The sequence below is a fragment of the Flagellimonas hymeniacidonis genome, assembly GCF_008040165.1.
Classification (GTDB): domain Bacteria; phylum Bacteroidota; class Bacteroidia; order Flavobacteriales; family Flavobacteriaceae; genus Flagellimonas; species Flagellimonas hymeniacidonis.
On sequence record NZ_VRUR01000001.1, the window covers coordinates 987662 to 1010048 of the forward strand.

General features: G+C 37.5%; 22 protein-coding genes. 11 read left to right on the plus strand and 11 right to left on the minus strand.

What is annotated here, in order from left to right; translation table 11 throughout:
- Window positions 1-7: 7 nt before the first annotated feature.
- The 7 genes from FVB32_RS04415 to FVB32_RS04440 all read right to left on the minus strand — a co-directional run bounded on the left by FVB32_RS04415 (window position 8) and on the right by FVB32_RS04440 (window position 6578).
- Entirely contained in the window at window positions 8-1726 is a 1719-nt protein-coding gene (locus tag FVB32_RS04415; RefSeq protein WP_147741555.1) for a serine hydrolase domain-containing protein, read from the minus strand.
- A gap of 69 nt (window positions 1727-1795) precedes the next feature.
- Window positions 1796-2605 (minus strand): helix-turn-helix domain-containing protein, encoded by an 810-nt coding sequence (locus FVB32_RS04420; RefSeq protein WP_147741557.1) that lies wholly within the window; start codon window positions 2603-2605, stop codon window positions 1796-1798.
- Window positions 2606-2836: 231 nt separating this feature from the next.
- Window positions 2837-3496 (minus strand): hypothetical protein, encoded by a 660-nt coding sequence (locus FVB32_RS04425; RefSeq protein WP_147741559.1) that lies wholly within the window; start codon window positions 3494-3496, stop codon window positions 2837-2839.
- Between the two features lie 166 nt (window positions 3497-3662).
- Window positions 3663-4505, minus strand: a complete 843-nt coding sequence (locus FVB32_RS04430; RefSeq protein WP_147741561.1) for a tetratricopeptide repeat protein — start codon at window positions 4503-4505, stop codon at window positions 3663-3665.
- A 152-nt stretch (window positions 4506-4657) separates the two neighbouring features.
- Window positions 4658-4831, minus strand: coding sequence for a hypothetical protein (locus FVB32_RS17685; RefSeq protein ID WP_187269541.1), 174 nt, complete (start codon window positions 4829-4831; stop codon window positions 4658-4660).
- 76 nt (window positions 4832-4907) lie between these two features.
- Window positions 4908-6200: an aminopeptidase P N-terminal domain-containing protein gene (locus FVB32_RS04435; RefSeq protein WP_147741562.1), complete on the minus strand. Its 1293-nt coding sequence runs from the start codon at window positions 6198-6200 to the stop codon at window positions 4908-4910.
- A 96-nt stretch (window positions 6201-6296) separates the two neighbouring features.
- On the minus strand, window positions 6297-6578 hold the full coding sequence (locus FVB32_RS04440) for a hypothetical protein (protein WP_147741564.1): 282 nt from the start codon (window positions 6576-6578) through the stop codon (window positions 6297-6299).
- Window positions 6579-6755: 177 nt separating this feature from the next.
- Here FVB32_RS04440 and FVB32_RS04445 point away from each other — a divergent pair, with 177 nt between their 5' ends.
- The 3 genes from FVB32_RS04445 to FVB32_RS04455 all read left to right on the plus strand — a co-directional run bounded on the left by FVB32_RS04445 (window position 6756) and on the right by FVB32_RS04455 (window position 10662).
- The gene (locus FVB32_RS04445) at window positions 6756-9599 is read left to right on the plus strand and encodes a beta propeller repeat protein (RefSeq protein WP_147741566.1); all 2844 of its coding nucleotides are present in this window, start codon (window positions 6756-6758) and stop codon (window positions 9597-9599) included.
- On the plus strand, window positions 9600-9989 hold the full coding sequence (locus FVB32_RS04450) for a DUF2721 domain-containing protein (protein ID WP_147741568.1): 390 nt from the start codon (window positions 9600-9602) through the stop codon (window positions 9987-9989).
- A gap of 247 nt (window positions 9990-10236) precedes the next feature.
- Entirely contained in the window at window positions 10237-10662 is a 426-nt protein-coding gene (locus FVB32_RS04455) for a hypothetical protein (protein WP_147741570.1), read from the plus strand.
- A gap of 4 nt (window positions 10663-10666) precedes the next feature.
- Here the strand turns inward: FVB32_RS04455 and FVB32_RS04460 are convergent, their stop codons facing one another.
- Window positions 10667-11626: a succinylglutamate desuccinylase/aspartoacylase family protein gene (locus tag FVB32_RS04460; protein ID WP_147741572.1), complete on the minus strand. Its 960-nt coding sequence runs from the start codon at window positions 11624-11626 to the stop codon at window positions 10667-10669.
- Entirely contained in the window at window positions 11604-12494 is an 891-nt protein-coding gene (locus FVB32_RS04465; protein WP_147741574.1) for a RimK family alpha-L-glutamate ligase, read from the minus strand. The genes FVB32_RS04460 and FVB32_RS04465 overlap by 23 nt, the downstream gene beginning before the upstream one ends.
- Window positions 12495-12785: 291 nt before the next feature.
- On the opposite strand from FVB32_RS04465, the gene FVB32_RS04470 reads away from it, so the two are divergent.
- The 7 genes from FVB32_RS04470 (at window position 12786) to FVB32_RS04500 (ending at window position 20432) form a co-directional block, all read left to right on the plus strand.
- Complete coding sequence (locus FVB32_RS04470) at window positions 12786-14363, plus strand: helix-turn-helix domain-containing protein (RefSeq protein ID WP_187269495.1); 1578 nt, start codon at window positions 12786-12788, stop codon at window positions 14361-14363.
- An 81-nt stretch (window positions 14364-14444) separates the two neighbouring features.
- Entirely contained in the window at window positions 14445-15086 is a 642-nt protein-coding gene (locus FVB32_RS17940) for a collagen-like protein (protein WP_147741578.1), read from the plus strand.
- A gap of 232 nt (window positions 15087-15318) precedes the next feature.
- A complete protein-coding gene (locus FVB32_RS04480; protein WP_147741580.1) occupies window positions 15319-15987 on the plus strand; it encodes a succinate dehydrogenase cytochrome b subunit in 669 nt (222 codons plus the stop codon).
- A gap of 2 nt (window positions 15988-15989) precedes the next feature.
- Window positions 15990-17993, plus strand: coding sequence for a fumarate reductase/succinate dehydrogenase flavoprotein subunit (locus tag FVB32_RS04485; RefSeq protein WP_147741582.1), 2004 nt, complete (start codon window positions 15990-15992; stop codon window positions 17991-17993).
- A 5-nt stretch (window positions 17994-17998) separates the two neighbouring features.
- Complete coding sequence (locus tag FVB32_RS04490) at window positions 17999-18745, plus strand: succinate dehydrogenase/fumarate reductase iron-sulfur subunit (protein WP_147741584.1); 747 nt, start codon at window positions 17999-18001, stop codon at window positions 18743-18745.
- Between the two features lie 69 nt (window positions 18746-18814).
- Window positions 18815-19294 carry a very short patch repair endonuclease gene (locus FVB32_RS04495; protein WP_147741586.1) on the plus strand — a complete coding sequence of 160 codons (480 nt, stop codon included), beginning with the start codon at window positions 18815-18817 and terminating at the stop codon, window positions 19292-19294.
- Complete coding sequence (locus tag FVB32_RS04500; RefSeq protein ID WP_317132197.1) at window positions 19287-20432, plus strand: methionine aminotransferase; 1146 nt, start codon at window positions 19287-19289, stop codon at window positions 20430-20432. Before FVB32_RS04495 ends, FVB32_RS04500 begins: the two co-directional genes overlap by 8 nt.
- Before the next feature lie 12 nt (window positions 20433-20444).
- Here FVB32_RS04500 and FVB32_RS04505 read toward each other — a convergent pair whose 3' ends face one another.
- Window positions 20445-21152: an XRE family transcriptional regulator gene (locus FVB32_RS04505; RefSeq protein WP_187269496.1), complete on the minus strand. Its 708-nt coding sequence runs from the start codon at window positions 21150-21152 to the stop codon at window positions 20445-20447.
- 133 nt (window positions 21153-21285) lie between these two features.
- Here FVB32_RS04505 and FVB32_RS04510 point away from each other — a divergent pair, with 133 nt between their 5' ends.
- Complete coding sequence (locus FVB32_RS04510) at window positions 21286-21606, plus strand: hypothetical protein (protein WP_147741591.1); 321 nt, start codon at window positions 21286-21288, stop codon at window positions 21604-21606.
- Here the strand turns inward: FVB32_RS04510 and FVB32_RS04515 are convergent.
- Window positions 21595-22110, minus strand: coding sequence for a GNAT family N-acetyltransferase (locus tag FVB32_RS04515; protein ID WP_147741593.1), 516 nt, complete (start codon window positions 22108-22110; stop codon window positions 21595-21597). The two genes, FVB32_RS04510 and FVB32_RS04515, sit on opposite strands and share 12 nt — an antisense overlap.
- Window positions 22111-22387: the final 277 nt, after the last annotated feature.

The window sequence follows — 22387 nt, forward strand, 5'->3', positions numbered from 1 at the left end:
TTGGGTTTTAATTTTGCATTGCCGGAAGTATATATTCTCTCAAAATTTCTCTGGATTGATTTCCCTTTCTATTTCGGAAATTTCCAGAGGTTATCACAACCACCGATTCCAGCTCAGGAATTATAAAAATAAATTGCCCTCCTGCACCTCTTGCTTCAATAGATTTAATGGCTCTTCCCTTTATAACATAAGTGTCATGCCACCATAGGTATCCGTACTCATTTTTATCTCTTACATCTTGTAATCGTGCATGTTTTTTGAACGATTCTTCTACCCATTTTTCTGAAATAACTTGTTTTCCTTTCCAGTTGCCCTTGTCAAGATACAGCTGCCCAAACTTGAGCAAATCTCTGGGTGTTAGCAGCATACCTCCTCCAAAATAGGGTATTGTTTCTGTATCATCTGTTTGATTGATATAATTTGTAATCCCTAAGGGTGCAAAAAGCTTTTCATCCATATAAATTTCAAGTGGTATGTTCAACCGTTCGTTTAAACATACCCCCAATAAAAAAGGATTTGCGGAGCCATAATCAGCGTAGGTGCCCGGCTCTTTTACCATAGGGGCTTCCAAAACTGTAGTTAGCCAACTTTTAGAATTGTTTGGATCTTGATAATAGTTCTCGGATGCTAGATCATTCACATCCAATCCGGAGCTCATGGTCAATAAATCTTTAATGCTGATTTTGGATTTCAATGAGTCCTTTGTGTACTGATATGCTTCAGGAATAAAGTCATATAACTTTTGGTCAACACTTTCTATGATGTTATCATCCATAGCAATACCTATCATGGCAGATGAAATACTCTTTGAAGCCGAACGTAAATCATGAGGGATATTGGCATTAAAGCCATCGAAATAATTTTCAAACACCAGTTTGTTTTCCTTCGCGATTAGCACACTATGCGTGTTCACCAATTTTTTGGAATGAATATCATCGATTAACCCAACCAACTCAGTTTTACTGATACCATGGTCATTGATGTTAGCTGTAGTCCAACCATCATTTAATTGCTCCGGTGTATTGGCGTTTTGGGATTGTTTCAGTGAATCTGTCTTGTATTCCCAACCATCTTTAGAATACGTTAGGCTTGTCTTTGTTATTAAAGCATTGGTTAATAAAATCTCAAGCTCGATTTTACTTCCCAATAACTTCGCGCGAAAATTCAATCCCGAATTTTGGTCTCGAAATAGCAGTACGTTTCCTTCCTTTTTAAAAGCGCTCGTCCAAATCCCCCTAGATCTTTGGTCTCCCAAAAAGGGATAGGCGACTAGTTTATCATCTTCTGTGTTTTCTACATAAAGATTAATATCATTGGACTGCAACCCATTATCTAATAGAAATGGGTTCCAAGCTCCCACGAACTTGGTATCGTCCATCTTTTGTAAACTAACATGGTAAAAAAACCTTCCGGATTTAATAAACCCCACAAGTATTTGTCCGTTCCAATCATAATTCAAATTAAAAAATAGCTGTTGATCTATATTAAATACAATATCATCTTTGCTGGTTGACACTATATTTTCATTGATGAGAATTTCATCGTTTGATATGGTCAAGTGGTAGTTGTTACTTTCTAATTTTGTTAATGATACCTGAAAATTGAAACTACTTTTATTTGGCAAAAAGCCTATCCACTCTCCATGATAGTTTTGCTTGTTGTTCTGTGCACAACTTATTAATGTGGAAATGGATAGAACTACTAAAATCGATACTCTTTTTAACATGTGTTAAGTTTTTATAAAGAGCTAAAGTAGGTTTCAGGAATTTTTAAAAATTGTATGAGCTTAACATGATCAAAAATTCTTCAATGATTTTCGATATGCACTGGGGGTCATGTTAAAATAAGATTTGAATACACGATTAAAATGGCTTTGATCCGAAAAACCCACTTGATATGTAATTTCCGTTAATGATTTGGAAGCATCCCATAAAAGTGGAATGGCCTTTTTAATTTTATGTTGTCTTATATATTCCCCAAGGCTTATGGAAAGATATTTTGATGCAACTCTTGAGATATGTACAGGATGTACTTTTAGCTCATTGGATAAATATTCCAGGCTTAGCACAGCAGTATCATAGTGTAGTAATTCTTTTAATCCGTCTACCCAAGCAGGATTGTTTTGTGTATTAGTTTTATTTAGGTTACTTAAAGTTTCACAGATTTGCAGTAATAAAACCTCAACGGACACTTCACTGTAATTATCAGAAAGTAAAAATTCACGATATAATTTTGCAAACAGAAAGTGTAGTCTTGGGTTTTCAATAAGTTGGCTACCTTCTAACAAGCTCAAAGGGATTTTATTTTTTTTCAGCCAATTTTTCTCAAATTCTAGATGGAATCCACTAGCATTATCAGAATGTTTGGACCCATAATGTGGCTCTTGCCAATTATTAAACATTAAGCTACCAGAAGGACACAATGTTTTTAACCTTGTATTGCAATCCTTCATATTGCCACTTAATACGTACATAAAATAGGGGTTTTCATGGTAATGCCAATCTGTTTTAATTCCCGTATAAGTATACTGCGACAATAAAACCCCATTGAAGGAAGCTTCTGAATTTTGATTTCCAAAATATTGCCCTTTGGTTAGTATTTTCATTTTATTGGGTGCGCATAACGTTAAGCTAAAAATGGCTTTAATGATTTTCTAGTGACCGATACTAAAATAATTTCAGGGCACTCAAGTGAAGTTAGCCTAATTTAAGTTTAGAATCAAGAGAGCGTTAATCAATTGCTCTTGTACATAAATAAATCAATGTTATGATTTGTTTGATGGAAGTTTTAAATAAAATGGTCATTACCATTTTGTTAGTTCTTACTTTCAAGCAGCCTACTTGGTAATTTTATACCTAAACTCAAGCTTAATGGTATCTTGAGTGTCCCCCTTTATTCCATGGAGCACTCCCCAGTTTGTAAATGGGATTGTCTTAGGTTCATATGGAATATCCAAATACTGCTCCGGGGTTTCATATCCATTAAACCTGATGTAAAACTTTCTTTTATCCTCATAAAAAATAGCATTCCTATTTTCGTAGATGTAAAAATCATCTTCTACTTTTTCGTTCCTCATTTTACTATGTGATCCTCCTTTGGAACTTCTGAATGAAAAAGTTGCGTCTTTTAAACTTTCTTTGGTTCTAATTTCAAATGTAAGCCTATGCACTTGTTTTTCTATGCTTGCTTGTCTGGGAGTTCCTATTTCAAAAAATGTGATAAGAAATAGTAGTACTGGTAATGTTATTGGGACGAAGAAAAGAAACTTAACCCAAGTGGCGGTAATCCCTTTGAAAAAGAAGGCATTTATAATCGTAAAAATTACCGCGATCAAAAATAATATTCCAAGCCCATAAAAAAAGGTAAGCCCCGCAGCCATTCCATTTCCCGCAGCATCACTCCCTGTAAATTGTTGGTTTGAGTAACTTACATACATCAGCACCAATATGGCAATATAAATTATTACAGAAGTAATGATAACTTTATTTGATGCCATATTGTTTTAAAGCTAAAAAATTAGGGCACTTATCGTGTTTGTATATGGTTTGTTGCGTGTTTTAAGCACTTAATTTAGCAAATACAAACCGAATAGAAAATCCGCAAGGATTTTCGTAATTAGGCTAGAACTAGCAATAAATTATATACGGTGTTGGCACTAGTTTTTATTCACACAATTTTTTAAGTTTTTCAAAATCTTCGTCAGCTTCAAAATGCTCATTCTTTTCAAGGTCTAATTTGAGTGCTTTCTTAAAATCTTTGCAGGCATTTTTTTCCTCGCCGAGTTCCAAATAAATACCTGCTCTGTTGAATAGTCCAATGTCATAATTCTTTTTTAGTTTTAAAGCTTCATTTATTTTTTCAAGAGCTTCTTTAGGTTTTTCAGTTTCTCTGTAAAGACTAGCCCAGTTATTATAAAGAATATGAAGGTTTGGTTGATTTGGAAATTCGTTTACTATCTTTTGATAATCAGCTAAGGCTTCATCAAATAATTTTAATTTCTTTTTTATGTTAATCAGATTTGCCAATGATTTAAAATCCTTTGGTGTTATTTCTAATTGAGATTCTAAATCTGTTTTTGCTTTCTCATAGTTCTCCAATCTTATATTGGCATAAGCTCTGTCAAAGTATATATCAGAGAATGATGGTTTTTTCTCAATAATAGTTGAATAGTCAGAAATTGCCATTTCAAAGTTGCTATTGTCCATATAAGTGTTAGCTCTTGCGTAAAGAACACTTAAGTTATCAGGATTTAATTCTAAAGATTTGGAATAATCAGATAAAGCTAACTCATATTCTTTTCTCATTCGGTATACATTTCCTCTATTAGAATATGGTCCTGGTGAATCTGGATAAAGTTTTATTGCTTTTTCAAAAATTGAGAATGCTTTATCTATTTTACCTTTTTTCGCAAATTCAATTCCTTTAGAGTTCAGTTCCTGTGCAGTTTGAGATATTAAATTTTGAGTCGTTATTAATAGGATTGCTATTGCTAAAATTTTATTCATATCGTTTTTCAAATTAGTGCCAACTAAAAAGATATGGTCCGTTTCAATGGACTATATCGACTGATAAGTGAAGTTAGCGGAATTTAAGTTTAAAATCAACCTAGGATTGATGGATATACCATTTGAAAGGACAAGGCTTTACTTCCAATTCATTAAGACCCTCTCTTCCTTTTGTTATAATAATAAATGGCATACGCAATCCCTAGTAATACAACAAAAGGTAAATAGCTACCAATGACCACACCTATTTCATAGGCACTGTCTGGAGCCTCTTCCATCTTCTTTTCAATGTCTGGTTGTTGTGCTAAAAAGGTTATCAGTTTCACGCTTCAATTAGGATTTTTGATGATATATGACACATCCTTCCACAGTGCTTGAGGCTACGGGAAAAGACTGGTCAGGCTATGCCTGCATCAACTCCTCAATCTCATTTGCTTCAATAGGAATATTTTTCATCAAGTTAACGGGCTCTCCTGTTTCTTGAATCACCACATCATCCTCTAAACGAATGCCCATTCCTTCAGCAGGGATATAAATTCCTGGCTCCACGGTAAAGACCATATTGGCTTTCATAGGTGTTTTCAGTTCGCCATAATCATGGGTGTCCAAACCTATGTGATGACTGGTGCCATGCATAAAGTATTTTTTATAGGCAGGCCAGGTTGCATCCTCGTTTTGTACATCGGCCTTGTCCAACAATCCAAGCCCCAGCAACTCAGAAGTCATGATTTTTCCAACTTCTTTATGGTATTCTGCCCAAATAGTTCCTGGCACCAACATTTTGGTTGCTTCTTTTTTTACCCTAAGCACAGCATCATACACCGCCCTTTGTCGTGCGGTAAACTTTCCGTTAGCAGGTATAGTTCTGGTCATATCGCTGGCGTAGTTCGCGTACTCAGCAGCCAAATCCATTAGAATTAAATCCCCATCCCTTAGCTGTTGATTGTTCTCTATATAATGTAGCACATTCGCATTATTCCCCGAAGCAATAATTGGGGTATAGGCAAATCCTTTAGAGCGATTTCTAATAAATTCATGCAAGAACTCTGCTTCCAAATCATATTCCCAAACTCCAGGTTTAGTGAATTCCAAAATTCTTCGAAACCCTTTTTCGGTAATATCACAAGCCTGTTGCATCAAAGCAATTTCCTCGGGTTCTTTTACCCCCCGTATTTGTTGTAAAATGGGATTGCTTTTTGCCCATTGGTGCGCTGGAAAATCATTTTTGCATTTGGCAATAAAACGGTCTTCGCGCGTTTGGGTTTCCACAGATTGCCTGTAGTGCTCGTTGGTATTAAAATAGACCGTATCCGCTTCGGTCATGATATCAAAAAAAATCTTGTCAAAATCAGTAAGCCAATAAATAGTTTCAATTCCAGATACCTCGGTAGCTTTTTCCTTGGTCAGTTTGGCTCCTTCCCAAACCGCAATATGTTCATTGGTTTCCCTAACAAACATAATTTCCCTGTGTTTTTTATCCATCGCATCTGGAAACAAAACCAAAATGGTTTCTTCTTGATCTGCGCCACTTAGATAAAAAATATCTCGATGCTGTTCAAACGGCATGGTGCTGTCGGCACTAATGGGATAAATATCATTGGAATTGAATACCGCAATACTTTTTGGCTTCATGAGGGCCATAAATTTTTTGCGATTTTTGATAAAGAGCTGATTACTGATCTGATGGTATTTCATGGAACCCAATTGTTTGCCCAAATGTAGAAATTTGGAAGTGGGGTTACAAACAAAAAAGGAGCCAAGCTGGCTCCTTTTTCACTTCTTGTTTTCCGTTTACTTGGACATACTGCTTTTTATGGCACCTACAATGGCCATAATTACACCACCGCCAACGCCACCGCCAGCAACACTTCCAAGGATTCCGGATATATCCATTCCTCCATCGGTGCCTAGACCTAGCATTCCCAACAAGTAACCGCCCAATCCTCCACCGAGGATTCCAGAAATGGAATTCCCCAGCGTTCCAAGATTCAGTTTAGGCAATAATTTTGCAGCAAGATTTCCGCCTGCAGCACCAGAAATTAGTTGAATAATCAACGGTAAGTACTCTTCCATATTTATAGTTTAAATGGTTAATCTTCAAAAAATAAGCATTTTTTTGTCAATATGACAAAATAATTGTCTATAAAATTTGATTTTGTTAATATAATCAAGGTGAAGTTGCAGTATCAGCAGTTTGCCCCAATAGTTTCTAATTCATACCTTGATCAAAAGAATTAAAAAAGTCTCTTAATGAATAAAATTCTACTTCCTTGCTTGGTTTTAGTATTCCAATTCAGCCTAGCACAACAATCCCCTACTTCAAAAGATCAAGTGCTTCATAGTCTTACGCAAAAAGCTCAAATGGCAGAGGCCTCATTGGTTAAAAACATCCCTTTAAAAAACATTGGCCCTTCTGTAATGAGTGGCCGTGTTGTGGATTTGGATGTAAACCCAAACAACCCAACTGAGTTTTATGTGGCCTATGCCTCTGGCGGTTTATGGCATACCACTACAAATGGAATCTCATTTACTCCAGTACTTGACAACTCAGACACACAAAATGTGGGAGACATTGCTGTGGACTGGTCAAATGGCACCCTTTGGGTGGGCACTGGCGAAAATAACGCTTCAAGGTCTTCATATGCTGGAATCGGAATTCTAAAATCCGCGGATAAAGGAAAGACATGGCAAAATATGGGCTTGCATGATTCACATCATATTGGTCGTATTTTAATCAATCCCAATAACCCTAACGAAGTGGTCGTGGGAGCAACGGGTCACCTGTATTCTTCCAACGAAGAAAGAGGGGTCTTTAAAACTACAGATGGCGGAAAATCTTGGCAAAAAACCTTGTTCGTAAATGACGCGACTGGAATTATTGATATAGCAAGTGCTCCGAACAATTTCAATATTCAGTATGCCGCAGCTTGGGCAAAAGACCGCAAAGCTTGGGATTTTAAAGGTAATGGCACTTCTTCAGGAATCTATAAAAGTATTGATGGCGGAAGCAGTTGGTCTTTGGTGACAACACCCAATAGCGGATTCCCTACTGGCGAAGGTGTTGGGCGTATTGGATTGGCCGTTTTTGATGATAATACAGTTTATGCTGTTCATGACAGCCAATTTAGACGAGATAAAAAGGCTGATGAAAAAAAAGAGGGGCTTAGTAAGAATGATTTTAAAGCAATGAGCAAAGATTCATTTTTGGCACTAGAAGATAAAAAGCTGAACGACTATTTAAAGACCAATGGGTTTCAAGAAAAGTATAGGGCTGCGAATGTAAAACAAATGGTACGTAGTGGTACTGTGCAACCTGTAGATTTAGCCAAGTACTTAGAGAATGCCAATTCATTATTATTTGATACCCCTGTAATCGGTGCCGAGGTCTACCGGAGTGATGATGCCGGTGCAACCTGGAAAAAAATGAACGGCAAACATTTAGATGATTTATTCTATAGCTACGGATATTACTTTGCGCAAATAAGGGTTGACCCCAGCAATAAGAATCGAATTTATTTGGCCGGAGTACCGTTGATCAAATCTGAGGATGGTGGAAACACCTTCACTTCCATCAATAAAGAAAACGTACATGCCGATCATCATGCACTTTGGGTAAATCCAAAACGATCTGGGCACCTCATCAACGGAAATGATGGTGGTTTAAATATTACCTATGACGATGGCGAAAACTGGATGAAGAACAATTCTCCAACCGTTGCCCAATTTTATGCAATCAATGTGGACAATGAAAAGCCTTATAATGTATATGGTGGTCTGCAAGATAATGGGGTTTGGAAAGGAGCCCATAATAACAAACAAGATAGCCATTGGCATCAATCTGGAAAAAATCCGTGGGAGATGATCATGGGTGGGGATGGTATGCAAGTACAAATAGACAATCGGAATTCCAATATTGTCTATACCGGCTATCAGTTTGGCAACTACTTCCGATTGGATTTGGCCACTGGAAAACAAAAATACATTCAACCCAAACATGAACTTGGGGAATCTCCGTATCGCTTTAATTGGCAAACACCGATTCTATTATCATCACACAATCAGGACATTCTTTATTTGGGAGGCAACAAACTGCACCGTTCTTTAAATCAAGGTGATCATTGGGAGGTCATCTCCGGAGATTTGACCCAAGGAGGTAAAAAAGGAAATGTAGCTTACGGAACCATAACCACAATTTCAGAATCACCATTTAAATTTGGATTAATTTATACCGGAAGCGATGATGGTTTAGTACAGGTTTCCAAAAATGGCGGAGGTAATTGGGAAAATATATCGTCTTCGTTTCCTAAGAATTTATGGGTGAGTGAAGTTGCTGCTTCCAAGCATAAAAAAGAACGCGTGTACGCCACACTAAACGGATATCGCTGGGACGACTTTACCCCCTACGTTTATGTAAGTGACGACTATGGGAAAAATTGGAAAAATATTTCTGGTAATATTCCGGTCTCGCCTGTAAATGCATTGGTGGAAGATCCTGAAAATGAAAACCTTTTGTTTGTAGGAACAGATAATGGCCTTTATGCCAGCTTTAATCGCGGGGATTCTTGGGAATTGTTTCAAAATGGAATGCCCAATGTAGCCGTTCACGATCTTGTTATTCAGAGAGAAGCAAAACATTTGCTCATTGGCACCCACGGGCGTAGTATCTACAAGGCAGATATTGGGGCATTGCAGCAAATAAATACGGATGTGCTCTCCAAAGATTTAGTGATTTTTAACGTTGAAAACATAAAACATTCCGAAGGTTGGGGTAATTCCTGGAGCTCATGGACAAAACCTGAAACCCCAGGATTGGATGTGAATTTTTACAGCGCCACCCCTGGCACATGTAGTGCAAAAATACTTACCTCAAATGGTACAGTAGTAAGTGCTACTTCTATAGAAGCAAGCAAAGGATTGAATGTCCTTTCTTATGATCTTGCCTTCTCCAAAAAAGGAAAAAGCAATTTTCTAAAGAAAAACAAAATGAAGTTGACAGAGGCAAAAAATGGAAAAACCTATCTTCCAAAAGGAAACTACACTGTTGAAATTTCTGGGAATGGGCAGGTGGAAAAAATTGAATTTAAGATTGAGTAAATGCAATTATCATTAAGTATTCCTGCGCTACTGTTCCCGGCTATCTCTTTAACCATGCTGGCCTATAATGCCCGGTATTTGGCCATTGCCGCTCTAATACGCCAATTGCACAAACAGTATTTGGAAGATGCCACCCAACCTGTAAAAAGACAGATTACCCAATTACGTAAAAGGCTTGGCATCATTAAAAATATGCAAGCCATGGCCATCATTAGTTTTTTGTTGGCGGTGATCACCATGTTTTTAATCTATGTTGAACTAGTAGTTTGGGCCAATGTCTTTTTTGGGATAAGCCTTGTAGCGCTAATCTTCTCGTTGCTTTTATCACTACTTGAGGTTCAGTTATCCACAAAGGCACTCGGTATTCAATTGAATAAAATGGAAGAGTGAACACATCTTAAAAAAGGAAAAAAGAACCTTCAAAGTGATGGGTGGTATAAAAGTGAAATTTAGCTATGAATTCTTATATGTCATACACGGATTACATTTAAAAGATAAAAACTCTGTCATATAGATTAAATTAACATCAAAAACAGGCTATGACAGTGATTATATGCAGGATTAAAACCTAAGAATTCTTATTTTTACTCTTCCACAGTCCTCAATGTGGGTTTATGCTGATCTATAGGACAAGATTATGAAGCGTGTAAGGGAAATAGAATTTTTCAAGAACATTAGGGAAATCCGGGAATGTGAATTTGGCGTTTTTTACTTTTTTGATGGTTTGGTCATCTCCGAAATTAATGAAGGTGTAATTTTTAATTGGACCATGGCAAAAAAAGTAATCGATATCGCTTATGAAATTCTTGGTCGTGAGAGACGAATCGCCTATATTTCCAATAGAGTCAACCAGTATTCCGTAGTTCCTGCTGATTGGATAAAGTTCTACACAAATAGGCATGAACTTGAGTTCTATTCTGTGGTTGCCTATAACAAAATGGGGCTTTCGAGTATTATTTTGGAAAAAATGTTCTTTAGAAACAGTATCCGTCAATTTTCAGATCTAGAGACAGCAGTTAAATGGAGTTTATCTAAAATTGAAGCTGAAAAAGAACCTGCGTAGTACCCTATCTTCCTAAATGGAACAGGGCGTCTCCCTGATTTACCACTGCTTGGTGGTTTATGCAAAACACATGTCCACTAAAAGGGGCTTTTATTTTTTTTATTTTTTTGGCATCTGTATCTGTAATCAGTCCCAGTATTTGATTTTTTATAACCTGATTGCCATTTTTTACTTCAGGAATAAACATCCCTGCTTTTGATGCACGGATCCATTTGGTATATTCCAAATGGATAGATGATTTGGATTTATTCATTATTTTCTTAGGCAACATTCCTAGTTCACAGAGCACATTTTGCACTCCCTGAATCCCATTTTCAATAGCTAGTTCATCAAAACGCATGCTCTCTCCTGCTTCATAAACCACCGTGGGTATTCCCATTTTAAGTGTTGTTTTTCTAAACGATCCGGCAATCAGTCTAGAGGGAAAATAAAAAGGCGCATTAAAAGCTTCTGCCAACTTTTTACTTTTAATATCATCTGCAGAGTATCTAACCTGGGGATAATTATGGCGTTGGCCACCACCAGTATGTAAATCGATGCCAAAATCCACCTGAGGTAAAATTTCCGATGTATATGCATGTGCAATCCTACTGGCAAGCGAACCTATTCGGCTCCCAGGAAAGCTTCGGTTAACATCCTTGCCATCAGGTACATCTCTTGAAAAATGAATAAACCCAAAAATATTTAAAATCGGTACCGCTATTACTGCTCCCTTTTTAATGGCAAAACCACTTTCTTGTAACATACGTCTTAAGGTTTCCACGCCGTTAATTTCATCACCATGCAAACCAGCTTGCACCAAAACCGTTGGCCCTGGCTTTTTCCCATTAAATACGTGTACTGGAATATCTATTAAAGTGCCCGTTGGTAGTCTAGCAATATTAATATGGACGAGTTTGTTTTGGCCCGGCATAATCGTATCATTATTAATGGTAATGGTTTTATTTTCTTCGTCTACCCCCATTTCGTTCTACAAATTGAATAATATGCTTGGCAACGTTTACACCTGTTGCTCCCTCAATACCCTGAAGCCCCGGAGATGCATTTACTTCTATTAAAACCGGACCTTTTTTAGAGCGCATAAGATCCACGCCTGCGACCCCTAAACCCAAATGTTTTGTGGCATTTAAAGCAATAAATTGCTCTTTCGCTGTAGGCTTTATCGCTTGGGTCTCAGCACCGCGGTGTACATTAGATCTAAAATCGTCCAAATCACTGATGCGTTTCATGCTAGCAACAACTTTGTTGCCGACTACTATAATCCGAATGTCCTCTCCATTGGCCTCCTCTATGTATTTTTGAAGCAGTATACTGGTATCCATTTTATAAAAGGTGTCTATTATAGACTTGGCCGATTTCTTGCTTTCTGCCAAAATAACCCCACTTCCATGGGTGCCCTCCTGTAATTTGATGATTACTGGCGGTCCTCCCAATAGTTCAATTTGCTCACCAATATTATTGGGATTTATGGAAAAAAGAGTCTCTGGAATGGGAATCCCCTTCCTAGCCATGATCTGAAGGGTACGAACTTTATTTCTAGCTCTTGTAATCCCCAATGAACGGGCAGTACTAAAAATGTTATTCATCTCAAACTGCTTTACAATAGCCGCTCCGTGTCTGGTTACTTTGGCCCCTATTCTTGGAATGATTGCATCAAATTCATCAGTCACGTTTTCATCGTCCAAATAAATTTGGGGTTTTCCATCTCCCAATTTTACGGAGCATTTTGTGTGGTCAATCAGCTCAACATAATGTCCTGCTTTTTGCGCTTCTTCTACTATTCTTTTGGTAGAATGCACGTTAAGGCTAACAGATAAGATGGCAATGTCCACAATTTTGGTTTAGTTGGTTTTTAAAACTCAGTTTCAATATCGGTTAAAAAAATAAGCCTTCGCACTTATTATAAAATTATTTAAAGACCATTCATACACTTTTCTATACCACCCAAAAGATAAATCTTTCTCGGGCGCTTTTGAAAATTAATTTTAATGTTCAACCTATGCTTACTGTTGCAAATGAACTGGAATCCTCTCAATCTTACTGTTTTAATATGCTCACTCCCGATAATTTTTCTTTGCCTATTTAAAATTCTGGCTCACAAAAACAGCAAAGTTTCCCTGTACATGTATTGGCTCATTCTACTCTCCAATCTTGTAATCGTTCAGGTTATTTTAATTGATATTGGAATTACGAAAGCGTATCCACTGCTCTTGCTTTTTTATATGCCTTATCAGTTTTTATGTCCTGTACTATTTACTGCATTCGCCTATGCCTACATAGAGCGTACCGAAGTATTCAAAAAATATCGAGGATATTTTTTAATTCCTTTCATCATCTTTTTTGCCCTCTACGCCTTTTTAAAGGTGAATGTAGTATTGGAGTACTCACTTCTTTCAATGAAAACCGCTGCCAAAATTGGAGCAGAATGGGATGAGAACAGTGCCGTTGTACTTTCTTTATTGGCAGCTCTTTGGAACTATAACCTTATAAAAAACTACGAAAAAAGTATTGGAAGCCTACCCTACCAAGTAGTTGTAAAAAAGACAAAGTGGTTAAAAAAGATGTATCTCTCTATGGTTTTTTTATCCATCCTATGGGTATTGGTCATTCTAGGTATTAAAGCAATAGATTCTTGGTCTGGCCATGCGCCTTATTATCCGTTGTGGTTGCTTTTTATTGGATTCTATTACTGTTTTTACTTTTTGGGTGTCACACATTTAAAGGAGGTTGACAACAGAAAGTTGATTCAGAAAAATAAGCTTAAGTTCATGAATGAAAATTTTCAAATCTCTGCTTTGCGAAATATTTTTAGCAGCAATGAGCTTCTTTCTATTCATGAAAGTCAACATCATGTTACAGAAATCCTAAGCTATTTTGCCACATCGTTGTTCGATAAAAAAAATCAAGATGGGGTTATTTGGGACATCACCAAAAATTGCATTGCACAACTGGGGCTGGAAGACTGTGTAATCTACATCTGGAATGATACCAAAAATGTGCTGCAGCAAAAGGCTGCCTATGGAAGCAAGGACAATGGGGACAAAAAAGTCTTGAGCCCAATTGAAATTCCTTTGGGAAAAGGGATTGTGGGTATAGTTGCACAAACTAGAAAATGGGAGCTGGTCAATAATTTAGAAAATGATCGGCGTTATATCATAGATGATGATAAAAGAAATTCTGAGTTGACCGTACCTATTGTATTTGAGGATCAACTTATAGGTGTGCTAGATTCTGAGAATTCCAACAAAGACTTTTTTAATGAAAAACATGTTTTGCTCTTTCAATTAATTGCAAAGCTTACCGCAACAAAGTTGGCTCAACTGAACAAACAGTCACTTTTTGAACTCACAGATGACAACGCTTACTACAAAGAACTCCTAAAATGGTTTGAAAAAGAAAAACCTTATCTAAACCCTTATTTAAATCTTCTAATTGTTAGTGAGTATTTAAATATTAGTGGCGGCTACTTATCACAAATCATCAATAAAATAAGTGGTTCAAATTTCTCGGATTTTATCAATGTTTACCGTTTAAATGAGGCAAAAGAAATGCTTACTGGTCCTAGTTTTTCCAATTACACCATTTTAGCCATAGGCCTGGAGGCAGGTTTCAATTCCAAATCTGCATTCTACACCGCATTTAAAAAATATACAGGAATAACACCCTCCGAGTACAGAAACATGCATCTTGTTTTGTCCTGATTCTTTAAAATTGAAAGAAACTGGACTTCTAAAATTTACATCGGGCCTAGGTTTGCTAACAAATTTAAACCTCATAAAGTTATGCAGACAAGAACAAAATTCTTTCATTTATTTTTTAGTATGCTCTTTGGGTCATTGCTATTTATATCCTGTTCAGCAGAAGATGGCGCTACCGGTCCTGCTGGGCCTGCCGGGCCTCAAGGAGAACAAGGACCAGCGGGAGCTGATGGAGCTGACGGTGAAAATGGTGCTGACGGTGCCAACGGAGAACAGGGCGAGCAAGGCGAGCCAGGAACTGCCAATGTAATTTTTTCAGATTGGATAGATTCAGAATTTCCTGCCAATATTGTCGCTGTAGGTGCGGGCTTTGATATTGATGTAGAGGAACTAACTCAAGAAAACATTGATGGAGCAGCAATTTTAGTATATGGTAGGAATACTAATGTTATTGGCACACCAGACGTATTCCCTTTGCCTTTTATTACCAATTCAAACCAATACAACTATAGAATAGAAGATGTTGGTGTTTTGCGTATTACCATTGCATCTACTGAAGGATTATCTATTGGTATACCATTTTTTGAAGACTATAGATTTATTATTATCCCTGGCGAAAATCCAGCCAATGGCCCCGGAGGTGGTATTAGCATCAAAGGAAGTACAATAGATTACACTAAAATGTCTTATCAAGAAGTAATACAGTATTTTAATATTCAAGAATAAACTGAAAGTTCCAGAAGAAAAGTAAAAATCCCTCATCGAAACCTAAAGCTAAAAGCCCCTATCTTGGGGCTTTTTTTGTTTAGATATTATGTTTCATTTACCCAATAATGGTGTCAACATATTCAACAAAATCCATTTCATCTTATATTGATTCTAAATAGCACCCTTTAAAATATTCAAAGCTTGTTAATAACTCTCCTGTGCCGTAAATTTGTAGGTAAAACCAGCACTAATGAGTGGATTGATAAAATCTTCGATAGCCCGTAAAGTAGTGATGGCACTTTCGGGTCTTTTTTTGGTTGTTTTTCTAACACAACACTTTGTCATCAATATCACCTCGGTCATAGATCCTGAAACTTTTAACTCTTGGTCCCATTTTATGGGATATAACCCATTGGTTCAATTCATTTTGCAACCCATACTTATTGCAGGGGTAATTATCCATTTCGTTATGGGCTTCATTTTGGAGATTCAAAACAAAAAGGCCAGAGGAATCAGTTATGTAAAATATAAAGGAAGTGCTAATGCACCATGGGTCTCAAGAAACATGATTTATTCAGGATTAGTAATCCTTGCATTTTTAGGCCTGCATTTTTATGATTTTTGGGTTCATGAAATGACCTATAAGTATGTTGAGTTTTTACCAGAAGACCCTTCTCGCTACCATGAAGAAACTGTAGAAAAGTTTGCTCCATTCTGGAGAACCATCATCTATATGATTTCTTTTGTTCTGCTTAGCTTGCATTTATGGCATGGCTTTTCATCCTCCTTTCAAAGCATGGGTGTAAATAATAAATATTCTGCAGGCATAAAGATATTTACTAAATTATTTTCTGTGGTCATTCCACTGGGCTATGCATTCATTGCTCTATATCACCACCTTAACCCAATAACACATTAATTATGGGAGTATTGGATTCTAAAATTCCATCTGGGCCTTTGGCCGATAAATGGACCAAACATAAAAATGAAATTGACCTTGTTAACCCTGCAAACAAACGTAATATTGATATTATCATTGTTGGAACAGGTCTGGCAGGAGGTTCTGCGGCAGCCACTTTAGCAGAGTTGGGTTATAATGTAAAAACCTTTTGTTATCAAGATTCACCAAGAAGAGCGCATTCCATTGCAGCACAAGGTGGGGTTAATGCAGCTAAAAATTATCAAGGTGATGGAGATAGTGTCTACCGTTTGTTTTATGATACCGTAAAGGGAGGGGATTATCGTTCCCGTGAGTCCAATGTGTATCGTTTGGCTGAGGTTTCTTCCAATATTATTGACCAATGTGTTGCACAAGGGGTTCCTTTTGCCCGCGAATATGGCGGTCTTTTGGACAACCGTTCTTTTGGGGGCGTTTTGGTCTCAAGAACTTTTTATGCCAAAGGCCAGACAGGACAACAATTGCTTTTGGGTGCCTACGGCGCTATGAACAGACAAATTCAAAGAGGTAAAATAAAATCCTATACACGTCATGAGATGTTGGATTTAGTTTTGGTTGATGGGAAAGCACGAGGAATCATTGCAAGAAACTTGGTCACAGGAGAAATTGAAAGACATTCGGCTCATGCCGTGGTTTTAGCAACAGGGGGTTACGGAAATCTATTCTTCCTCTCTACCTATGCTATGGGTGCCAATGTAATGGCAGCTTGGCGGGCACACCGAAGAGGTGCTTTCTTTGCCAATCCATGTTTTACCCAAATTCACCCAACATGCATTCCAGTTTCAGGAGATCATCAATCCAAACTAACATTAATGTCAGAATCTCTGAGAAATGATGGTCGTATCTGGGTGCCTAAAAGAAAAGAAGATGCTATAGCGATTAGGGAAGGTAAATTAAAACCTATTCAATTAAGCGAAGAAGAACGAGATTATTATCTGGAAAGACGTTATCCTGCTTTTGGAAATTTAGTACCAAGAGATGTCGCATCAAGAGCAGCAAAAGAGCGATGTGATGCTGGCTTTGGTGTAAACAAAACCGGAGAGGCTGTTTTCCTTGATTTTGCTTCGGCAATTATGCGTTATGGAAAAGAGAAAGCTTTGACTTCGGGGATGAAAGACCCAGATAACAATACGATTCGAGAGTTAGGGGAGAAAATCGTTGAAGCAAAGTATGGTAACCTTTTTCAGATGTATGAGAAAATAGTGGATGCTAACCCGTACAAAACCCCTATGATGATTTATCCAGCGGTACACTATACCATGGGTGGGCTTTGGGTAGACTATAACCTTCAAACTACAATTCCGGGTTGCTATGCTGCCGGTGAGGCCAATTTTAGTGATCATGGCGCCAACCGTTTAGGTGCTTCTGCTTTAATGCAGGGCTTGGCAGATGGTTACTTTGTGTTGCCATATACCATTGGAGATTATTTATCCGATGATATTAGAACAGGAGCCATCCCTACAGATTCTCCAGAGTTTGACGCTGCTGAAAAAGATGTAAGGGATCGTATGGAAAAGCTTATGTCTGGCACGGGAATCCATTCTGTGGATTATTACCACAAGAAATTGGGGAAAATCATGTGGAATAAATGCGGAATGTCCCGTAATGAAAAAGATTTGAAAGAAGCAATAAAAGAGATTGCCGAGTTACGAAAAGACTTCTGGGAAAATGTAAAAATTCCGGGGAGTCCAGATAGCAAAAATCAAGAACTTGAAAAAGCTGGAAGGGTTGCTGACTTCTTGGAGCTAGGAGAACTTTTTGCAAAAGATGCTTTGGAACGTAAGGAATCTTGTGGCGGACACTTTAGGGAAGAATATCAAACGCCAGAAGGAGAAGCATTGCGGGATGACGAAAACTTCAAATTTGTTTCTGCTTGGGAATACAAAGGAGAGCCAAGCGCAGCAAAACTCCACAAAGAAGATTTGGTTTATGAAAACATCAAACTAAAAACACGTTCTTACAAATAAAAGCTATGAAATTATACTTAAAGATTTGGAGACAAAAAGATGCTTCTGCTAAGGGTCAAATGGTGGATTATACCTTGGACGGTGTGGAAAGTGATATGTCTTTTTTAGAAATGCTGGACATTTTAAATGAAGAGTTGATTTCCAAAGGAGAAGAACCCATTGAATTTGATCATGATTGCCGCGAAGGTATTTGCGGTACGTGTTCATTGCAAATAAACGGCAGACCTCATGGTCCAGATACCATGATTACGGTATGCCAATTACATATGCGCAGCTTTAATGATGGTGATGAAATTGTAATTGAACCATGGAGGGCAAAGGCATTTCCCGTTATCAAAGACCTTATTGTTGACCGCACTGCTTTTGATAGAATTCAACAAGCGGGAGGTTATATTTCGGTAAATACTTCTGGAAGACCGGTGGATGCCAACGCAATCCCCATTGAAAAACATATAGCGGATACAGCAATGGATGCCGCAACTTGTATTGGTTGTGGAGCTTGCGTAGCCGCTTGTAAAAATGCAAGTGCCATGTTGTTCACCTCTGCAAAAGTTTCTCAGTTTGCATTATTACCACAAGGTCAGGTTGAAGCCGCTGATCGTGTTCAAAACATGGTAAGGCAAATGGATTTAGAAGGTTTTGGAAACTGTACCAATACTGGAGCTTGTGAAATTGAATGTCCTAAAGGGATTTCATTGGAGAATATTGCCCGCATGAACCGTGAATACTTTTCAGCGAGTTTAAAAGGCTGATAGTTACGGCACATAAAATAGTAAAACCCAAACTCCTTAAGGAGTTTGGGTTTTTTAGTATCTTAACCTATGCCCAAAAAGTATTCAGAAGAGCGCATCAAGGTACCTCGGTTTAATGAGGAGTCTGGATTTTATACCACTCCGAAGCGCTCCAAAATTATGGGCAAGATTCGGGGGAAAAATACCAAGCCAGAATTGGCTTTTAGAAAAGCATTGTGGGCCGCCGGGTATCGGTATCGAGTCGATTATAAAAAATTGATTGGCAAGCCAGATATCGTGTTGAACAAATACAAGACGGTCATTTTTATAGATGGGGAGTTTTGGCACGGACACAATTGGGAGACCCGTAAACAAAAAATAAAGACCAACCGAGAATTTTGGATTCCCAAAATTGAACGGAACATACAACGGGATGCTGAAGTAAATGCTGCTTTGGAAAATCTAGGCTATACTATTTTTCGGTTTTGGGAAACTGATGTTAAAAAGAATCTTGATGCATGTCTTAAAACAGTAATTGCATCGCTACAAAACATGCATTCAAATGATTGAAATACATTCAAAACTACCTAATGTAGGCACCACCATATTTACCGTTATTGGGAAGTTGGCCAATGAATATGACGCAGTAAACCTATCCCAAGGGTTTCCAAATTTTGATACAGACCCAAAACTTTTGCAATTGGTGACCGATGCTTTAAAAGAAGGATATAACCAATATGCCCCAATGCAAGGTTCCTTTTCTTTACGTAAGATTATTTCTGAAAAAATAGCCACTTTATATGGGAACACATATCATCCTGAAAGTGAAATAACGATTACTGCTGGGGCAACCCAAGCTATTTTTACTGCTATATCTACATTTATAAGACCGGGTGATGAGGTAGTTGTGATAAAACCTTCTTTTGATTGTTACGAGCCTGCCATTGAACTTTTTGGTGGGAAAACAGTTCCAGTTGAATTAGAAGGGCTTGATTACAGCATCAACTGGAACAAGTTTAAATCTGCCATCACTCCCAATACCAAAATGGTCATTACCAATACTCCGCATAACCCCACAGGTACCATTTGGTCTGAAAATGATATGGTTCAGCTTCAAGAAATTCTTAAGGGAACCAATATTATTTTATTGAGTGATGAAGTATATGAGCATATCATATTTGATGGCAAAAAGCACGAGAGTGCCGCTAAATATCCCGAACTGGCCAGTCGGAGTATTATTTGTTCTTCCTTTGGAAAAACATTTCATGTTACCGGATGGAAGGTTGGTTATTGCGTTGCTCCAAATGCCTTAATGGGTGAATTTCGAAAAGTGCATCAGTTTAATGTATTTTCTGCCAACCATCCAACCCAGGAAGCTTTGGCTAACTATTTAAAAAACCCAGAGCATTATCTTAATCTTGCGCAGTTTTATCAAGAGAAAAGAGATTACTTTTTAGATGCTATCCGCAGTTCACGTTTTAAAATGATTCCCTCTTCTGGAACCTACTTTCAGGTTTTGGATTATTCTAATATCAGCAATGAAAGTGACACCGAATTTGTTGAGAGATTAATTAAAGAGTATAAGTTGGCCAGTATTCCCATGTCTGCATTTAGTTTAGATGGCTTTACTAACCGTCAAATTCGTTTTTGTTTTGCAAAGACCAATGAGGTACTTGATCAGGCTGCGGAGATTTTGAATCGCATATAATCCAGGTGTTCTTCACAATTGTTTTTTGATTACTTTAAAAATCTGGAGCACATCTTCCAAAGGAAGCTCAAAATCTTGGTATTCTGGTGACTTGTTTAGGTTTTGACAAAGGAGGATATTCTTTTTGGCATTTATGCTTGTAATCTGCTTACAGATAATCCGGTCACGGCAAACAAGCACATAGGCACTTTTCCTATCTAAAGCATCCTGGTTTTTAAATGCTTCTTTATCGCATTGAAGCCCCAAAACAATTGCCTTGTTAGGTATGGATGCAATGGAAGTATCGTTCATGGAATCTCCTGCTATTTCAAAAGCTATTTGGGCTTCGTCCTCCAAGTTGTCCACCACAAAACCTACCTGAAACATTTTTCGTTCTGATTCTTTCGCTAGAACCCTTTCAATGTAATCCTTTTGGTGCTCCATTAAAACAAGTGGGGCCATTACCAGATACTTTCCGTGTTCAAAAGGGTAAAAAACACTGCCATGTTTAGTGAACGGCTTGCTTTTACCATAGGGCTCTCCCATTTCGTTTAGCTCGTGCAGGTATAGTTCGGCTATGCTAAGATCAAAAAGGTCGGCTATTTTGGTCAAATTCTTAATAGGGATGTTGGCATCTTTCCTTTCGTAAAGCTGTATGGTACGTAGGCTAACGCCAATTTCTTTGGCCAAATCGGATTGGCTTAAGTTTTTTTTACGCCTTAATTGTTTAATAATGTACATATTATTACTATATTGTGTAGTATTATTACGCATATAGAGGTTTGCGTAAAAAATAACCCCATTTCTGTAATTCAATTACAATCAAATATAAAGATTTGAATTACATCATGATCTATAAATCAAAAACATAGTTATGGGTACACTTAAACATTTTGACCTCACTATCAACAGCGAGAACGTCTTTAACAAAGATGAATACGGCAAACCAATAAGCGAAGACCTTTCCGTTATCCTTAGAAGAAATACCTCAAAAACGGAGTATGCAGATATTGCAATGAGAACCAATGTTAGTTTTTCCACCATTCGGGATGTGGTTTATAGGACCAATAGCCTTACCAAAGCAAATGCAGAGGCCATTTCTCTGCTGATTCATGCTGCTTTTGAAAATGCTATTGCATATAAATTACAAGCAGAGGGCGATAGCTTGTTTTTGGACGACCTCTTAAAGGTCTAATCGCATCAGCCAATCCGTTTGCCTGTCTTTTCCGATATAGTAAGGGTGCGTATCGAACTTTTTAAAGCCGAATCTTTGGTAAAACCGAATGGCTGCAGTATTCTCTTCCCACACCCCAAGCCATACATACTGCTTACCTTCCTTTTTGGCTAGTTCCAATACGTTTTGCAGCATGGCCGCACCAATTTTTCTGCCTTGATGTGACTCAACTACATAAATGCGTTCCAGTTCAAAGGAATCGAAATCTTTAACATCTGTTTGGACCTCTCCTTCATTTACTTTGAAATATCCCACCAATTCTTCTTTCTCCTTTACAAAATAGAACTTTGACTTTTCATTTTCCAACTCGGAAAGGAGTTTATCCCTATCGAAGGCAAAATCTATATAGTTTTGAAAATCTGTAGGATCATTTGCTTCTTTAAATGCAGCTTCAAAAGTTTCTCGTGAGATGGCTATTAATTGCTCCAAATCTGAACTTGTACAACGATGAAATGTCAAATGCATTACAGTTTTTTAATCCTTAAAAATACTGCAAAAAAAAAGAGTCAAACAAAATGTTGACTCTCAAATTTTTCCTGATTTAATGGATACTAAAGCATAAAAAGCTTCTTAATCAAAAGCATAAATCCAGTAAAGAAATCGTTTCTGTAAACTTGAAGATTTTCGTCCATAGACGCTTGGTTGAATTTGGGTGCCATGTTGTTGTTGTTTAAGGTGTTAATTTGGGAAAAATATTCAATAAAACCAAAAATACGGAAACCTAATTCCCAATTAAAAAGTT

Bases quoted from the DNA above. Each gene is read 5' to 3' on its own strand.
- FVB32_RS04490 (WP_147741584.1), top strand. From the start codon at position 17,999: ATGAAATTATACTTAAAGATTTGGAGACAAAAAGATGCTTCTGCTAAG.
- FVB32_RS04425 (WP_147741559.1), bottom strand. From the start codon at position 3,496: ATGGCATCAAATAAAGTTATCATTACTTCTGTAATAATTTATATTGCC.
- FVB32_RS04435 (WP_147741562.1), bottom strand. From the start codon at position 6,200: ATGAAATACCATCAGATCAGTAATCAGCTCTTTATCAAAAATCGCAAA.
- FVB32_RS04505 (WP_187269496.1), bottom strand. From the start codon at position 21,152: ATGTACATTATTAAACAATTAAGGCGTAAAAAAAACTTAAGCCAATCC.
- FVB32_RS04445 (WP_147741566.1), top strand. From the start codon at position 6,756: ATGAATAAAATTCTACTTCCTTGCTTGGTTTTAGTATTCCAATTCAGC.
- FVB32_RS04510 (WP_147741591.1), top strand. From the start codon at position 21,286: ATGGGTACACTTAAACATTTTGACCTCACTATCAACAGCGAGAACGTC.
- FVB32_RS04450 (WP_147741568.1), top strand. From the start codon at position 9,600: ATGCAATTATCATTAAGTATTCCTGCGCTACTGTTCCCGGCTATCTCT.
- FVB32_RS04415 (WP_147741555.1), bottom strand. From the start codon at position 1,726: ATGTTAAAAAGAGTATCGATTTTAGTAGTTCTATCCATTTCCACATTA.
- FVB32_RS04515 (WP_147741593.1), bottom strand. From the start codon at position 22,110: ATGCATTTGACATTTCATCGTTGTACAAGTTCAGATTTGGAGCAATTA.
- FVB32_RS04495 (WP_147741586.1), top strand. From the start codon at position 18,815: ATGCCCAAAAAGTATTCAGAAGAGCGCATCAAGGTACCTCGGTTTAAT.
- FVB32_RS04470 (WP_187269495.1), top strand. From the start codon at position 12,786: ATGTATTGGCTCATTCTACTCTCCAATCTTGTAATCGTTCAGGTTATT.
- FVB32_RS17940 (WP_147741578.1), top strand. From the start codon at position 14,445: ATGCAGACAAGAACAAAATTCTTTCATTTATTTTTTAGTATGCTCTTT.
- FVB32_RS04485 (WP_147741582.1), top strand. From the start codon at position 15,990: ATGGGAGTATTGGATTCTAAAATTCCATCTGGGCCTTTGGCCGATAAA.
- FVB32_RS04440 (WP_147741564.1), bottom strand. From the start codon at position 6,578: ATGGAAGAGTACTTACCGTTGATTATTCAACTAATTTCTGGTGCTGCA.
- FVB32_RS04460 (WP_147741572.1), bottom strand. From the start codon at position 11,626: ATGGGGGTAGACGAAGAAAATAAAACCATTACCATTAATAATGATACG.
- FVB32_RS04455 (WP_147741570.1), top strand. From the start codon at position 10,237: ATGAAGCGTGTAAGGGAAATAGAATTTTTCAAGAACATTAGGGAAATC.
- FVB32_RS04480 (WP_147741580.1), top strand. From the start codon at position 15,319: ATGAGTGGATTGATAAAATCTTCGATAGCCCGTAAAGTAGTGATGGCA.
- FVB32_RS04430 (WP_147741561.1), bottom strand. From the start codon at position 4,505: ATGAATAAAATTTTAGCAATAGCAATCCTATTAATAACGACTCAAAAT.
- FVB32_RS04500 (WP_317132197.1), top strand. From the start codon at position 19,287: ATGATTGAAATACATTCAAAACTACCTAATGTAGGCACCACCATATTT.
- FVB32_RS04420 (WP_147741557.1), bottom strand. From the start codon at position 2,605: ATGAAAATACTAACCAAAGGGCAATATTTTGGAAATCAAAATTCAGAA.